At 59.9% G+C, this 14,974-nt stretch carries 15 protein-coding genes; 9 read left to right on the forward strand and 6 right to left on the reverse strand.

Annotation, left to right across the window (positions count from 1 at the left end):
* Positions 1-53: 53 nt before the first annotated feature.
* A complete protein-coding gene (locus tag INHI_RS0105560; protein ID WP_014875059.1) occupies positions 54-731 on the forward strand; it encodes a TRAP transporter small permease in 678 nt (225 codons plus the stop codon).
* Positions 731-2,134: a TRAP transporter large permease gene (locus INHI_RS0105565; RefSeq protein WP_027247022.1), complete on the forward strand. Its 1,404-nt coding sequence runs from the start codon at positions 731-733 to the stop codon at positions 2,132-2,134. The genes INHI_RS0105560 and INHI_RS0105565 overlap by 1 nt, the downstream gene beginning before the upstream one ends.
* A gap of 200 nt (positions 2,135-2,334) precedes the next feature.
* Here INHI_RS0105565 and tpiA read toward each other — a convergent pair whose 3' ends face one another.
* From tpiA to INHI_RS0105585, 4 genes are all read right to left on the reverse strand, one after another.
* Positions 2,335-3,087, reverse strand: a complete 753-nt coding sequence (tpiA, locus tag INHI_RS0105570; RefSeq protein ID WP_027247023.1) for a triose-phosphate isomerase — start codon at positions 3,085-3,087, stop codon at positions 2,335-2,337.
* Positions 3,088-3,350: 263 nt separating this feature from the next.
* The gene (locus tag INHI_RS0105575; protein ID WP_014875056.1) at positions 3,351-3,710 is read right to left on the reverse strand and encodes a HesB/IscA family protein; all 360 of its coding nucleotides are present in this window, start codon (positions 3,708-3,710) and stop codon (positions 3,351-3,353) included.
* A 68-nt stretch (positions 3,711-3,778) separates the two neighbouring features.
* Positions 3,779-5,038 (reverse strand): glycerophosphodiester phosphodiesterase family protein, encoded by a 1,260-nt coding sequence (locus INHI_RS0105580; protein WP_027247024.1) that lies wholly within the window; start codon positions 5,036-5,038, stop codon positions 3,779-3,781.
* 343 nt (positions 5,039-5,381) lie between these two features.
* Positions 5,382-5,744, reverse strand: a complete 363-nt coding sequence (locus tag INHI_RS0105585; RefSeq protein WP_014875054.1) for an SUF system Fe-S cluster assembly protein — start codon at positions 5,742-5,744, stop codon at positions 5,382-5,384.
* A 233-nt stretch (positions 5,745-5,977) separates the two neighbouring features.
* Between INHI_RS0105585 and INHI_RS0105590 the strand changes: the two genes are divergently transcribed.
* Both INHI_RS0105590 and INHI_RS0105595 read left to right on the forward strand, forming a co-directional pair.
* Positions 5,978-7,189, forward strand: a complete 1,212-nt coding sequence (locus INHI_RS0105590) for a GTP-binding protein (protein ID WP_027247025.1) — start codon at positions 5,978-5,980, stop codon at positions 7,187-7,189.
* A gap of 26 nt (positions 7,190-7,215) precedes the next feature.
* A complete protein-coding gene (locus INHI_RS0105595) occupies positions 7,216-7,860 on the forward strand; it encodes a DUF1826 domain-containing protein (protein WP_254656852.1) in 645 nt (214 codons plus the stop codon).
* 89 nt (positions 7,861-7,949) lie between these two features.
* On the opposite strand, the gene INHI_RS0105600 is transcribed toward INHI_RS0105595, so the two are convergent.
* Together INHI_RS0105600 and INHI_RS0105605 are read right to left on the reverse strand one after the other, a co-directional pair.
* Positions 7,950-8,228 carry an NfeD family protein gene (locus INHI_RS0105600; protein WP_027247027.1) on the reverse strand — a complete coding sequence of 93 codons (279 nt, stop codon included), beginning with the start codon at positions 8,226-8,228 and terminating at the stop codon, positions 7,950-7,952.
* Positions 8,225-9,118, reverse strand: coding sequence for an SPFH domain-containing protein (locus INHI_RS0105605; protein WP_014875050.1), 894 nt, complete (start codon positions 9,116-9,118; stop codon positions 8,225-8,227). Before INHI_RS0105605 ends, INHI_RS0105600 begins: the two co-directional genes overlap by 4 nt.
* Before the next feature lie 347 nt (positions 9,119-9,465).
* On the opposite strand from INHI_RS0105605, the gene tgt reads away from it, so the two are divergent.
* From tgt to lon, 5 genes are all read left to right on the forward strand, one after another.
* Entirely contained in the window at positions 9,466-10,596 is a 1,131-nt protein-coding gene (gene tgt / locus INHI_RS0105615; RefSeq protein ID WP_027247028.1) for a tRNA guanosine(34) transglycosylase Tgt, read from the forward strand.
* Positions 10,593-11,369 (forward strand): hypothetical protein, encoded by a 777-nt coding sequence (locus tag INHI_RS21045; protein WP_123585427.1) that lies wholly within the window; start codon positions 10,593-10,595, stop codon positions 11,367-11,369. The genes tgt and INHI_RS21045 overlap by 4 nt, the downstream gene beginning before the upstream one ends.
* Before the next feature lie 98 nt (positions 11,370-11,467).
* Positions 11,468-11,818 carry a hypothetical protein gene (locus INHI_RS0105625; protein WP_254656853.1) on the forward strand — a complete coding sequence of 117 codons (351 nt, stop codon included), beginning with the start codon at positions 11,468-11,470 and terminating at the stop codon, positions 11,816-11,818.
* Positions 11,819-12,093: 275 nt separating this feature from the next.
* Positions 12,094-12,246 carry a hypothetical protein gene (locus INHI_RS21050; RefSeq protein WP_155805565.1) on the forward strand — a complete coding sequence of 51 codons (153 nt, stop codon included), beginning with the start codon at positions 12,094-12,096 and terminating at the stop codon, positions 12,244-12,246.
* Positions 12,247-12,539: 293 nt separating this feature from the next.
* A complete protein-coding gene (gene lon / locus INHI_RS0105635) occupies positions 12,540-14,954 on the forward strand; it encodes an endopeptidase La (RefSeq protein ID WP_014875047.1) in 2,415 nt (804 codons plus the stop codon).
* Positions 14,955-14,974: the final 20 nt, after the last annotated feature.

The raw sequence follows: 14,974 nt of genomic DNA on the forward strand, positions 1-14,974 counted from the left end.
CGGTGCGCCATCCGCGCCGGTATCCCATTATCCAAACATCGAGGGAGAGAGATATGGCGGGGGCAAAACCTGGCCCGACCGGGCTTATCAATACACTCGAAGAGACGCTGATTGCGCTGCTGCTGGGGCTGATGACCCTGATTACATTTGCCAATGTGGTGGCGCGATTTGTGTTCAATTCCAACATTCTGTGGGCGCTGGAGCTGACGGTGTTCCTGTTTGCCTGGCTGGTTCTGCTGGGCGCATCCTATGCGGTAAAGGTCCATGCCCATCTGGGGGTCGATGCGATCCTCAACATGGTGTCGCCGGGCGCGCGCCGGGTGATCGGGCTGATCTCGGTCGGCTGCTGTCTGGTGTTCTCGCTGCTGCTGCTGAAGGGCGCCTATGACTACTGGGCGGTGTTTGCCGATCTGCCGCCCACCTCTGGGCGCTGGTTTCCCACCGGCTTTGACATGAAGGCGCGCAGCCAGAGTTTTTATGAGGTACAGGATGTACCGATGGTGGCGATCTTTGGGTTTCTCGAAGATCTGATCAACTACGGCGATTCCTACGAGAAGCTGCCCAAGGTGGTGCCCTATGTGGTGCTGCCGCTGTCGATGCTGCTGATGTTGCTGCGCTTTGCCCAGGCGGCGATGCAGATCCTGCGCGGCGATGTGGACCGGCTGGTGGCCAGCCATGAGGTCGAAGATGAAATCGCCGAGGTTCAGGCGCAGCGCGGGGAGCACGACTGATGGATGTCGTCCTATTGTTTTCCATGGTCATCGGGCTGTTGCTGATCGGGGTTCCGATTGCGGTGGCGCTTGGCCTCAGCTCGACACTGTTTCTGCTGATCTATTCCGACAGCTCGCTGGCGTCGGTTGCTGGCACATTGTTCGAAGCCTTTGAGGGGCATTTCACGCTGCTGGCGATCCCCTTCTTCATTCTGGCCTCAAGCTTCATGACGACGGGCGGTGTGGCGCGGCGGATCATCCGGTTCTCCATCGCCTGTGTCGGTCATCTGCCGGGTGGTCTGGCGATTGCGGGCGTCTTTGCCTGTATGTTGTTTGCGGCCCTGTCCGGGTCCTCACCGGCCACCGTGGTGGCCATCGGATCCATCGTGATCGCGGGGATGCGGCAGGTGGGGTACTCCAAGGAGTTTGCCGCTGGTGTGATCTGTAACGCAGGCACGCTGGGCATCCTGATCCCGCCGTCGATTGTGATGGTGGTCTATGCGGCGGCGGTTGAGGTCTCGGTGGGGCGGATGTTCCTGGCGGGCGTTATTCCGGGTCTGATGGCGGGTCTGATGCTGATGGTGACCATCTATGTGATGGCCAAGGTGAAGAACCTGCCCAAGGGTGAATGGCTGGGCTGGGGGGAAGTTGCGGCCTCGGCGGCCAATGCCTCGGTTGGTCTGCTGCTGATCGGCATCATTCTGGGCGGCATCTATGGCGGGATCTTCACCCCGACAGAGGCGGCGGCGGTGGCCTCGGTCTATGCCTTCTTTGTGGCGACCTTTGTCTACCGCGACATGGGGCCGTTGAAATCTGCGCCGAAACCCAAGGATATGGGGCAATTCCTGTCCATGCTGCCCAAGATGCTGGGACAGACGGTGGTCTATTTTATCCCGTCCTTCTTTCACGCCGATACGCGCCACGCGCTGTTTGAAGCGGGCAAGCTGACTGTGACACTCTTGTTTGTGATCGCCAATGCGCTGATCCTGAAACATGTGTTGACCGATGAGCAGGTGCCACAGCAGATTGCCACCGCGATGCTGTCGGCGGGCTTTGGCCCGGTGATGTTCCTGATCGTGGTCAATGTGATCCTGCTGATCGGGGGGCAGTTCATGGAGCCGTCGGGTCTGTTGGTGATCGTGGCGCCGCTGGTGTTCCCGATTGCCATCGAACTGGGCATCGACCCGATCCATCTGGGCATCATCATGGTGGTCAATATGGAGATCGGTATGATCACCCCGCCGGTTGGTCTGAACCTCTTTGTGACCTCCGGGGTTGCAGGAATGCCGATGATGGCGGTGGTGCGGGCGGCGTTGCCGTTCCTGGCGGTGCTCTTCGTGTTCCTGATTATGATCACCTATATTCCGTGGATTTCAACCGTGTTGCCGAATGCGGTGATGGGGCCGGAGATCATCACCAAATAGAGCAGGTGTTCAGTACCCAGACAGAAAAAGGCCCGGGAGCAGTTCTCGGGCCTTTTTCTGTCTGGCGTTATGTCAGGGGCTTTGCCCCTCTGCGCTGGCGCGCATTCACCCCAGAGTATTTTGTGAAAGGTGAAGGCGGGGTGCGGGGGCTGTCATCTTTCCCCAAATACTCCCGCCGGAGGCTGCGCCGTGAGGCGCATTTATGCGCTAGCGTCGAGAGCCGCGACGATGGGGGCGAAATCCGCAGCCTTGAGGCTGGCGCCGCCAACCAGGGCGCCGTCGACATGGGCCACCGCGAAGATTTCTTTGGCATTGCTGGCTTTGACAGATCCGCCATAGAGCAGTCGGATGGCGTTTGCGGTCTCGCCGCCGAAGCGTTTCACGAGGCTGGCGCGCAGGTCGTTGTGCACTTCGGCAATCTGTTCGACCGTGGGCACCTTGCCTGTGCCGATCGCCCAGACCGGTTCGTAGGCCACCACCACGGTTGTGCCGCTGGCGTCATCGGGGAGGGAGCCTGCCAATTGGGCCCGGACCACATCAAGTGTTTTGCCCGCCTCGCGGTCGTTCAGGGTTTCGCCCACGCAGATGATGGCGGTCAGCCCCGCAGCGATGGCGGTCTTGGCCTTGGCCCGGACTGTTTCATCCGTCTCATCGTGGTCGGCCCGGCGTTCGGAATGGCCGAGGATCACGGCGGTGGCGCCCGCATCATGCAGCATTTCCGCGCTGAGATCGCCGGTATGGGCGCCATAGGTGGCGTCGTGGCAATCCTGGGCGCCAATGCTCACCTTGCTGTCGACGCAGACATTGGCCGCGCGGTAGAGCAGGGTTGCAGGCGGGCAGATCAGCACCTCGGCCTTGGCGGATTTGCAGCTATAGGCAAGATTGCCCAGCTCTGTCAGCGCACTTGCGGTGCCGTTCATTTTCCAATTGCCTGCGGCCAGTTTCCGACGCATCTGCGTATCTCCCTCAATCTTCTGTTGCTGCCTGCGAAGCCCTGTCGGGGCGCGGCAGCTTGCTGCTGGGTCTGTCCTAACATTGTTCGGAATAGGGAACAATTCGCCTGTTCACCACCAGCGGTGGTCAGCACATGTTGAACAATATCGAAGTGCGCCAATAACCCGGCGCAAAAAAAGAGGCAGAAACTGCCTCTTTTTTGGTGTTGTCTGCGCGCCACCACTCGCAAATCGGCGAGATGACAGGGACGCCGTACTGCGGATCAGCCTGCGGGCATATCCTTGAAACTGATTGATTCTCCGCAGCCGCAGGCCTCGGAGACATTGGGGTTGTTGAACTTGAACCCGGCCTCCAGCAGCGAGACCTCATAGTCGATTTCGGTGCCGAAGAGGAACATCTGCGCCATCGGCGCGATCAGCACGCGGGCACCATCCTGTTCGACCACTTCGTCGTTGGGGTCGGGCTGGTCGACATATTCCATGGTATATTCCATGCCGGCACAGCCGCCCTTCTTCACGCCGATGCGCAGGCCGGAATGGCCGCCCTTGTCCATCAGCTTGGCAATCTGGGCCGCTGCCTTGTCGGTGATGGTCACCGCTTGTTTGCCGGGAATGCCGAACATGTCTGTCTCCACTATCGCGCGTTACCCCTAATCTAGGGGGGGCGTGGCGCAGGCTCAAGGGGCTGCGGTCACAGCCCCATGCAATTGGCGTAATAGGTCACGGTTGCGGGCCAGTCGGAAAATACCCCGACAACCCCCACATCCTGCGCCAGCACATCAAGCACCTGATAGGTGGCCGCGTCCGATTGCACCGCAGCTGCGACCGATTGGAAATACCAGCCACCGCCATTTTTCAGCGGACCGGAGCGCTCCAGGGTCCAGGTGATGATATTCAGACCGGCGGCGCGTGCGGCTTTGGCATAGGGAGAGGGGACCATGCGGCCATCCTCCAGCGTCAGCAGCATCCAGATCGGCGGCGCGATATAGTTGAGCCCCATGTCCTTCAACTCCTGCATCGACGGGCGGAAGGTTGCGGGGTCCATCGGATCAATCTGGCCTTCATCTTCGTCGTGGCGGGCGAAGCGATCATCGAGGTAGACCGCCTGACGGCCAAATTCCGGCGTTTGGGTGAGCCAGTATTTGATGTCGTCGAGGTCAAAGCTCTGCACCCAGACATCGCTGGCGGGGATCTCGGCGCTGACATAGGCGTCGATCAGTTTCTGCGCATAGGCTGCCTGCGTCATCCCGTTGAAGGGCATGGCGACGGTGGGGGCCTTCAGCTCGGGGGTGAATTTTGCGCCGAGGTCGCGGAACAGCCGGATACTGTCGGCATGGCTGAGCAGAGTTGCGCCGTTCTGATGCAGGCTGCTGCGCCAGGGGGCGAGGCCGCCCTGAAAGGCGGCAGCACTGGTGGCTGTGGGGTCACGGCTGTCCATCTTGGGGCGCAGGGTCATCAGCTCTGCCAGCGTCAGATCGCTGGTGCGGCACTCGGCGCTTGCGGGGGCATCGGCGGTGGCCGGGGCAAAGGGCTGGGTGCAGCGGTCGGCGAGATCGGTGGTGAGGATATCGGTTGTGGTGTGCAGATCGTTCTGCGAGTGGCGGCAGACCAGCTCCAGATCGCTGGTGAAGGTCACATCGCATTCCATAACCCCTGCGCCCATGGAGGCGGCGGCGCGATTGCCCTCTACCGTATGTTCGGGAAACATCAGCGGCGCGCCCCGATGTGCAATGGAAAAATCGCTGCGTTCCGGGGTTTGCCCGGCACAGGATTGCAGTTTGGTCTTCAGCGCGCCATCGGGCAGGGCATGAACCAGATAGGCCGGGCGCGGACCGTAGCTGAGCGCAATGGTGGCCTCAGCGGTGATCTCTGCTGCGGCGGGGCTGGCGCATAAGGGGGCGGCAAGAGCAAGGGAGATCAGACGCGCGCAGATGTGAAATGTGCGGGGCAATAGGGTAACTCCAAATCATTTGGGGGCGCTCTTGGGGCGTGTTGCGGCATTAATCCGCGGGTCGCGCCAAGAACGGCTGCGGATGACCCGCAGCGGCTTATAGTTCTGATGTTACGGGGGCTTGCCTCTCTGGGGCAAGAGGGGGCGGGCGGATTGCTGCGGTCTTGCGCAACGTTAGCGTGCGTGTGACGCAAGCCAGGCGCGCGTGCCCCGGGACTGTGTCAACGGCCTGAACCGTGCAGCGGGTCATAAAAAACGCGGCAGGCGAGGGGCCGTGCCGCGTTGTGTCTTGTGGAAAGGACGGGAGCAGGCGTGGTTTGTGCTGCACCATCTTCGGCTGCGGCTACATGAAGCCGAGTTCGAGCCGTGCCTCATCCGACATCATGTCCATGCCCCAGGGCGGCTCCCAGGTCAGTTCGACATCGCAGCTTTTGACGCCGGGGACGGGAGAGACGGCGTCCACGATCCATCCCGGCATCTCACCGGCGACGGGGCAGCCGGGGGCGGTGAGGGTCATAATGATCTTCACATCATTCTCGGCTGTGATGTCGATGGTGTAGATCAGGCCCAGTTCATAGATATTCACAGGGATTTCAGGGTCATAAACAGACCGGCACGCGTCTACCACCGGCTCGTACAGCTCATGGCTGACAGAGGAGGGGGCGATCAGCGGTGTGCCTTCCAGTGGTTCGGATGCGTTGGTCATAAGGGCCTCGGTTCGTTTCCTGACTGTTTATATAGGGAAGCCGGGCGCGAGGGTCCAGTGGCGGATCGCATGCGGCTTGTGATCAAGCGTCGCAGGAGAGGCAGGTATCTTGCTATAAGTGAATGATACGTTATAGCGTAACATCTCCTGCGACTCATGAGGGATTTGTCTGCTGACGGTGTCAGAGGCACTCTCATCCGTCGCTCTGTGCTTTAGACTGGGTATCAAGATCGATGAAAGATAATCGCCTTCCTGTAACTGTTCTGTCCGGGTTTCTGGGAGCCGGAAAGACGACGTTGCTCAATCGTATTCTTAACAATCGCGACGGGCGTCGGGTCGCCGTGATCGTGAATGACATGTCGGAAATCAATATTGATGCGGATCTGGTGCGGGCGCATACGGAGTTGAGCCGCACCGATGAAACATTGGTGGAAATGTCCAATGGCTGTATCTGCTGCACCCTGCGCGATGATCTGCTGGCGGAAGTGCGGCGTCTGGCGGGGGAGGGGCGGTTTGACTACCTCTTGATCGAGTCCACCGGCATCTCCGAGCCTCTGCCGGTCGCTGCTACCTTTGAGTTTCGCGATGAGGGGGGCGAAAGCCTCTCGGATGTGGCGCGGCTTGATACGATGGTGACGGTGGTGGATGCGGTCAATCTGCGCCGGAACTTTTCCTCGCATGATTTCCTTGCGGACCGGGGCGAGACCCTGGGCGAGGAAGATGAGCGCACGCTGGTACATCTGTTGACCGATCAGATCGAATTCGCCGATGTGGTGATCCTGAACAAGGTGGCTGACGCAGGCCCTGATGAGGCCGATGCGGCGCGCAAGATCATTCGCAGCCTGAATGCGGATGCCGAAATCATTGATGCCAATCATAGTGCGGTTGCCGCAGATAAAATTCTGGACACCGGATTGTTTGACTTTGAGCAGGCGCATGAGCATCCGATGTGGGCCAAAGAGCTCTACGGGTTTGCCGATCACGTGCCGGAGAGCGAGGAATACGGTGTCGCGTCATATGTTTACCGGGCACGGCAACCCTTTGTGCCGGAGCAAATTCTGGCGCTTCTCAATGGGGATTTGCCGGGTGTGATCCGGGCCAAGGGGCATTTCTGGATCTCCACCCGGCCTGATTGGGTGGCGGAATTTTCGCTGGCCGGGGCCTTGTCCAGCGTGAAACCGCTCGGCACTTGGTGGGCTTCGGTTCCGGTGGAGCGGCACCCGACTCATGAGCAGTCGCGTGCCTACATAAAAGCCCATTGGCAGGAGCCCTGGGGGGATCGGCGTCAGGAACTGGTGTTCATTGGTTCAGAGATCGATTGGCCCGGGTTAAAGGCGCAGCTGGACGGATGTCTTGTGCCAGCTGACGTGGCCACCGGTCCCGATCAATTGCCCGACTATACTGATCCTTTTCCCATCTGGCGGCGACCGGAGGCTGCGGCGTGATCGCGCTTTGCAAGAGCGCCCCAGACGTGGCGCAAGACGTCGATATGGTACGGGATGAGACAGGGCTGCGGCGGTTTCTGGAGCCTGATTGCGCCGCGCTGATCTGGCAGCGGGAGACGCCCGCTGACGTCCAGCATTGGCTTGACCGGGTTGACCCCGACCGGCTGCCCCGAGGGCGGGTCATTGTGCAGCCAGAGATGATCGCACGGGTCTTGGCGGAGTTCTGTGTCATGTCCGGCCTGCCGCAGGGGCCGGAACAGGACTGGCTTCAGGCGGATGTTACGCGGTTGGCGGGCGCGTTTTCATCGTTGATGGCGGCAAGATACCTGCGGTTCCGGCTGGACGTGGTGGCCACAAATGCCTGCCGTAAGTTCCATGTCGATGCCATCACGGCGCGATTGGTCTGCACCTACCGGGGGACCGGAACCCAGCTGGGTGTGTCTCGTCAGGGCGACACCCCGGCCCATGCTCAGACGGTCGCGACCGGGTCACCCCTATTGCTGCGTGGCACCCGCTGGCCCGCGCAACCGGCGTCCGGTCTGCTGCACCGGTCCCCGCCTATCGAAGGTACCGGAGAAACCCGTCTGGTTCTGGTGCTGGATCCCGTGACCGACCCGGGGGATGAGGTGGAAAGCCATCTGACCACTCCGGCCGCGGCGCCGCTGCATTAACGAGGCGTTTGCCGACTGCGTATTCACACCACAGGTGGCCTGCGAACCCAGACTGACCCCCGCCCGACGTCTATCGGGCGGGGCTTTTGTCAGTCGTTGATATCGCGGTCGAAGTGTTTCACCTGCCCCTTGGGTCCCTTGAAGAAGTGGCGGAGCACCAGCCAGGCGATCAGGGAGAGGGTGGCGTAGATGAGTAGGAGCACGGGCAGGGTGATGCTGCCTGCCGGGGTGAACGCCAGCAGCAGCCCCACAGCAACGGCCCCGATGGCAAACCCTACGAAGATGAACCCCGGTGCCAGGACCTCAACAATGGCGAGGCCGATGGCTATGGCGATCCAGACCCACCAGACCGAGAGCAGCGAGGTCATTTCCCGCTACCTTTCAGCATGTTGAAGGCATTGCCGAAAGCCTCGATCGCATTTGCGGGCACCAGAATAGTCTGTTTGCCTTCACCGGCGCCAAGGGCGTTGAGCGCCTCAACCTGTTTCAGGGCCACCTGATATTGCGCGGCTTCGATGCCGTGGTCGGAAATGGCTTTGGCGACCACCTGGGTGGCGTAGGCTTCGGCGTCGGCCTGAATGCGGCGGGCTTTGGCGATCTGCTCTGCGGCGTAGAGTTCGGCGTCGGCGTTCAGCTCAACCGCGCGCTTTTGCCCCTCAGCCTCGGTCACCTGGGCGCGGCGGGCCCGCTCTGCGTTCAGCTGCTGCAACATGGCGTCGCGGGTGGCCTGATCAAGGTTCACATCCAGGATCTCGGCGCGGGTCACTTCGATGCCCCAATCATCCACAGCGCTTTCGACGAGATGCTGGATCTGGCCGATCAGCTGCGAGCGGTTGGACTGCACCTCATCCAGGTCCATCTTGCCGATCTCAGCCCGCACGATACCGGCCACAGTGGTGGCAATGGCGCCGTCCACGTCACGGATCCGGTAGACGGTCTTTTCCGGTTCCAAAATGCGGTAGAACACCGAGGTGTCGATCTGCACCAAAACGTTGTCCTTGGTGATGGCGTCCTGGCTGGCGTTGGGCAGCTGGCGTTCCAGGATGGAGACCTTATGGGCGACGGCGTCCAGCAGCGGCACGATAAAGTTGATGCCCGGCCCCAGCACCGCATGCAGGCGGCCAAAGCGTTCAACCACATATTTTTCGGACTGCGGCACGATGCGGATGCCTTTGAAGATCAGGATCATCAAGAAGATCGCGCCCAGAATATATATGATATTCTGTGTCAGCAGAGAGAGCAGGAGTTCTTCGGACATTTTGCCTCACAATATATTTGTATACTATAGTATGCACTTGAGGGCCTGTGGGCGTGATTTCAAGATCAGCCGCCAGACCCTAGGTCCCGATCTCTATGGCCCGCGCAGTGTTGGCAAACAAGGGGAAGCGGACGCGGCGTGCCGCATCGCTGCTGTCTGAGAGCCAAGCGCAGTGATCGGGAAAGGCGCACTGCAGGCTTGAAAACCAGCCAGAGATCGGGCACATCCGGCAGGCTGTGCCGGTTGGGTTTCTGATCGCGCAGAGCAGGGTTCAGGTGGCAGATGATCCCGTTGGAAAATCACCCGCGGTGGCGGGACCTCGCGTACGACAGCCCAAGGAAGATATCATGGCACCCAAAATCTCGTTTGACCTGAAAGCCACCGATGGCAAGGCCCGCACCGGTGTCATCAATACGCCGCGCGGAGAGATCCGCACGCCTGCGTTCATGCCGGTGGGCACAGCGGCGACGGTGAAGGCGATGATGCCGGAGAGCGTGCGCGCGACCGGGGCAGATATCCTTTTGGGCAATACCTATCATCTGATGCTGCGCCCCACAGCGGAGCGGATCGACCGTCTGGGCGGGTTGCACAAGTTCATGAACTGGGAGCGGCCGATTCTGACCGACAGTGGCGGGTTTCAGGTGATGTCGCTGGCAGGACTGCGCAAGCTGACGGAAAAGGGCGTGACCTTCAAAAGCCATGTGGATGGCTCCAAGCATGAGCTGACGCCGGAACGCTCGATGGAGATCCAGAAGCTGTTGGGATCCGACATCGTGATGTGTTTTGACGAATGCCCCGCGCTGCCTGCGGACCGCGACCGCATTGCTGAATCGATGCGTCTGTCGATGCGGTGGGCCGAGCGGTCGCGCGAGGCCTTTGGCGACCGTCCGGGCCATGCGCTGTTTGGCATTATGCAGGGCGGGCTTGAACAGGACCTGCGTGAGGAGAGCGCCGAGGCGCTGACGAAGATCGGCTTTGAAGGCTATGCCGTCGGCGGCCTAGCGGTGGGTGAGGGGCAGGAGGCGATGTTCGATTGTCTTGACTATGCCCCCGGTTTCCTGCCCGAGGATAAGCCGCGCTATCTGATGGGCGTGGGCAAGCCCGACGATATCGTTGGCGCGGTGGCCCGTGGCATCGACATGATGGACTGCGTGTTGCCGTCGCGTTCTGGTCGGACGGGGCAGGCGTTCACCCGCTACGGCGTGGTCAATATCAAGAACGCCCGCCATCAGGACGATCCGCGCCCCTTGGACGAGAAGTGCTCCTGCCCGGCGTGCAGCAACTATTCCCGCGCCTATCTGCACCATGTATTCCGCTCCAACGAGATGATCTCCGGCATGCTGCTGACCTGGCACAACCTGCATTACTTCCAGGAGATCATGGGCGGTATGCGCGACGCGATTGCAGCGGGGACGTTTGAGGCCTGGCAGAAGGATTTTCACGACACCCGCGCGCAAGGCGATATTGAGCGGCTTTGATCACAAGCCAAAAAATCGACTACGCACCAGCAGTGAATTTGAAATTACGTCTTTTTCTCCAGTATGGAATTGATCCGATGAATTTTTTGACACGCGTCACAGTTTGTTTGGGCACTGTTTTGAGCCTCTCTGCATGCATGGAGGGCGGCAGCTCATCATCCCGACCGCCTAAACAGCTGAGCTTTCAAGATGTTGCCGCGATGGAGCTCTATCAGCGCGGTGGCGATAGACCCTTTTTTGATGGTGGCCTTGCTGCCAAGAGAGTCTCGGCTGCAGTGCTTTTTGTTCCGGGTGGTGCAGCGCGGCATGATGCCGTCAGGGGTAACGCCGTCTACTTTCAAGTTACCGTAGGCACATCAGAAAGCACTTTCCGTCCGCCTGCGCATTTGCCGAGCAGTGTTTTTGCCGGGCTATCAAAGCCTGAGTTGGTTGCCCTTCACAGTGACCTGACTTCAGGCCGGGCGTCAGGGCGCGTCTTGGAACTGGCGAAAACGGCCGCACGCCAGACAATTTGTGCCGCTGGCACGGTGAGCCTTGATGACAGACCGGTTCGCGAGGGCGTTCCGTTGACACCCCAGCAACAGGCCCGTGTGAATGCGGCGCTAGGAGGTCGTATGGATCGAATTTTGGAGATGAAAAAAGCGGACTTAGACCGGCTCGGAATTGGTTTTGTCCTGAATAGTAAAACCAGACCGGTACCGAATTTCTACTACAAAACTTATCGCTACAGCGGCACCAAATCAGCCTTACTGAGGATGAAATGCTTGTTCTAGGGAGGAGTGTCGGGCTTATTGCGCTATGTGTTGCCGCGTGCAGCGGGCACGAGGTTACCAAACTCAATCCCTCCGTAGACCGGATCTCTGAGGAGGGATTGACCTATCCCACAGCCGGTATAACCTATCTGCACTGGGACAAGGGGCATGGCTACCAAGTCACCTACTACAGCGAAAAGCATGTCTGGCTTTGGTATCCCGGAAACAGGGCTGCGCTTCGTGGGGATTGGGTTCAAGAGCTTGTCGCAGGCGAGTATTACCTCTGCTTCACCTATCCTCACAGCTCCTACAATCCCGTGACGGGTGTTGTCGGTGGTCAAAAAGAATGCCAGTTGCAGACCGTTCTGGGTGGGTCGCTAGAGGGTGCGTTGGCTGGTGATGTGTACAACTTGTCATCGGGCATGGTCCCGTACGTGCTTCGTAAGGACAAACGGCCCGCAGAGTTTTGAGATGCGGGCAGACCGCGTTTGACACTGGCGAGGCGCCGCTTTGAGGCCTGGCAAAAGGACTTCCACGACACCCGCGCGCAAGGCGATATTGAGCGGTTGTGATTTAAGGTGGAGGCGCGCGCGTCGGAGTTTGCCTGTGTTCCCTTTGCGTTGTGCTCGTGTTGTCGAAAACTTGAGCGAATGTTCATCGGCGGGACCCGCCCTGAACACCTTTGCGCCACAAATCAGCAGTGAACTGCGAGGCAGGCATATAACGACCCAAGTGGAGAGATCCGATGAATGACACCGCTTCGACTGGACTGGCGCATTGTTCGCTGATGATATTACTGGCCACGGGGGTGGCGATTTTTGCGCTGATGGATGACCGCTCGGATCCGGTGGCGCGCGGCGGTAGTCTGGGCCATCTGAGTGTCACGGCCATCGACTAGCACTGCAGCGGAACGCGGTGTGGATGTCCCTTGACCGATGGTATTTTGGGCAGATCTGTTAACAGACTTTGTGAATGGGCGGCCTCTCGGGGTCGCCTTTCATCATTTGGTATCCTTGTGCCCATTTGCGCCCTTGTGGTCCGGACGCGCTGCGGGCAATGTGATCCCAAACATTGAGGCACGGCGGTTGAAATCCTTCTCCTGCTGCACCAGATAAAAAAGCCAATGAGGAGACGCACCAAAGCTGCCGGTTGATCGGGGCGGGGGCGTCTTGCCAAATCGAAGGACCGAGTATGCAAGAGCCACTCAATTCATCCTACCCCGTCCTGCCGCTGCGCGACATCGTTGTGTTCCCGCATATGATCGTGCCGCTGTTTGTCGGGCGGGACAAATCGGTGCGTGCCCTGGAAGAGGTGATGACTGACGACAAGCAGATCCTGCTGTCCAGTCAGATTGACCCGGCGGAGGATGATCCACAATCCGACGGTATCTACAACGTTGGCGTGCTGGCCAATGTGCTGCAGTTGCTGAAACTGCCCGACGGCACTGTGAAGGTGCTGGTCGAAGGCCACGCGCGGGTGAAGATCACCGAATATCTGGAAAACGACAATTTCTTTGAGGCGCGCGCAGAGTATCTGACCGAGATGCCCGGCGATGTGACCACCGTTGAGGCGCTGCTGCGCACCGTCGGCGATGAGTTCGAGCGCTACGCAAAGGTCCGCAAGAACATCCCGGAAGAGGCGCTGAGCGCCGTTGGCGAGACCACAGAACCGGCCAAGCTGGCCGATCTGGTCGCCGGTCATCTGGGTATCGAGGTCGACAACAAGCAGGACCTGCTGGAGACCCTGTCGGTCTCTGAGCGTCTGGAGAAGGTCTACGGCCTGATGCAGGGCGAGCTGTCGGTGCTGCAGGTCGAGAAGAAGATCAAGACCCGCGTCAAGACGCAGATGGAGAAGACCCAGCGCGAATATTATCTGAATGAGCAGATGAAGGCCATTCAGAAGGAGCTGGGCGACAGCGAGGACGGCTCCAACGAGGTCGCCGAGCTGGAGGCGAAGATCGCTGAAACCAAACTCTCCAAAGAGGCGCGCGAAAAGTCTGAAGCCGAGCTGAAGAAGCTCAAGAACATGTCGCCGATGTCGGCCGAGGCCACAGTTGTGCGCAACTACCTCGACTGGATTCTGGCGCTGCCCTGGGGCACCAAATCGCGTGTGAAGAAAGACTTGAGTCGGGCTCAGGACATTCTGGACGCCGATCACTACGGTCTGGAGAAGGTCAAGGAGCGCATTGTCGAATATCTCGCGGTGCAGCAGCGTTCGGCCAAGCTGAAAGGCCCGATCCTGTGTCTTGTTGGCCCTCCGGGTGTTGGTAAGACCTCGCTTGGTAAATCCGTCGCCAAGGCGACCGGTCGTGAGTTTATCCGCATCTCCCTTGGGGGGGTGCGCGATGAGAGCGAGATCCGCGGTCACCGCCGGACCTACATCGGCTCCATGCCCGGTAAGATCATTCAGGCGCTGAAAAAGGCGAAGACCACCAACCCGCTGATCCTGCTCGATGAAATCGACAAGATGGGGCAGGATTTCCGTGGCGATCCGGCATCGGCGATGCTGGAGGTGCTGGACCCGGAACAGAATGCGACCTTCATGGACCACTATCTGGAAGTGGAATATGACCTGTCGAACGTGATGTTCCTGACCACATCGAACAGCTACAACATGCCGGGGCCGCTCTTGGACCGGATGGAGATCATTCCGCTGTCGGGTTATACCGAGGACGAGAAGCGCGAGATCGCAAAGCAGCACCTGATTTCAAAGCAGGTGAAAAACCATGGTCTGAAGGCCAAGGAATTCGAGCTGACCGATGAGGCGCTGACCGAGATCATCCGCACCTACACCCGTGAGGCGGGCGTGCGGAACCTGGAGCGTGAAATCGCCAAAGTGGCGCGGAAATCGCTGACCAAGATCGTGAAGAAAGAGGCAGAGACCGTCTCTGTCACCGGGGATAATCTGGATGATTTCCTTGGCGTTGCGAAATATCGCTACGGTCTGGCCGAGAAAGAGGACCAAGTCGGTGTTGTGACCGGTCTGGCCTATACTTCGGTTGGCGGTGAACTGCTGAGCATCGAGGCGCTGCGCCTGCCGGGCAAAGGTCGGATGAAGACCACCGGCAAGCTGGGCGATGTGATGAAGGAGTCGATTGAGGCGGCCTCAAGCTATGTGCGTTCGATTTCACCGCAGCTTGGCGTGAAACCGCCGAAGTTCGACAAGATCGACATCCACGTGCACGTCCCGGATGGCGCCACGCCAAAAGATGGTCCAAGCGCGGGTCTGGCGATGGTGACTGCGATTGTGTCGGTGTTGACCGGCATTCCGGTCCGCAAGGACATCGCCATGACTGGTGAGGTCACGCTGCGTGGCAACGCGACGGCCATTGGCGGCCTGAAGGAGAAACTGCTGGCAGCACTGCGTGGTGGTATCAAGACTGTACTGATCCCTCAGGAGAATGAAAAAGACCTGCCGGATATCCCGGACAATGTGAAAGAGGGGCTGACCATCATCCCCGTCAGCCACGTGTCCGAGGTGCTGAAACATGCGCTGACCGATACGCCCGAACCCATCGAATGGGATGAGGCCGCAGAGGAAGCTGCCGCCGCAGCCAAGGCCGCCTTGGGCGCGCCTGACGATGCGGCAGGGGCCACGGCCCATTGATCCGGCTGCGGGCGCTGCTC

The sequence above is a fragment of the Phaeobacter inhibens DSM 16374 genome (genome assembly GCF_000473105.1).
GTDB classification, from domain to species: Bacteria; Pseudomonadota; Alphaproteobacteria; order Rhodobacterales; family Rhodobacteraceae; genus Phaeobacter; species Phaeobacter inhibens.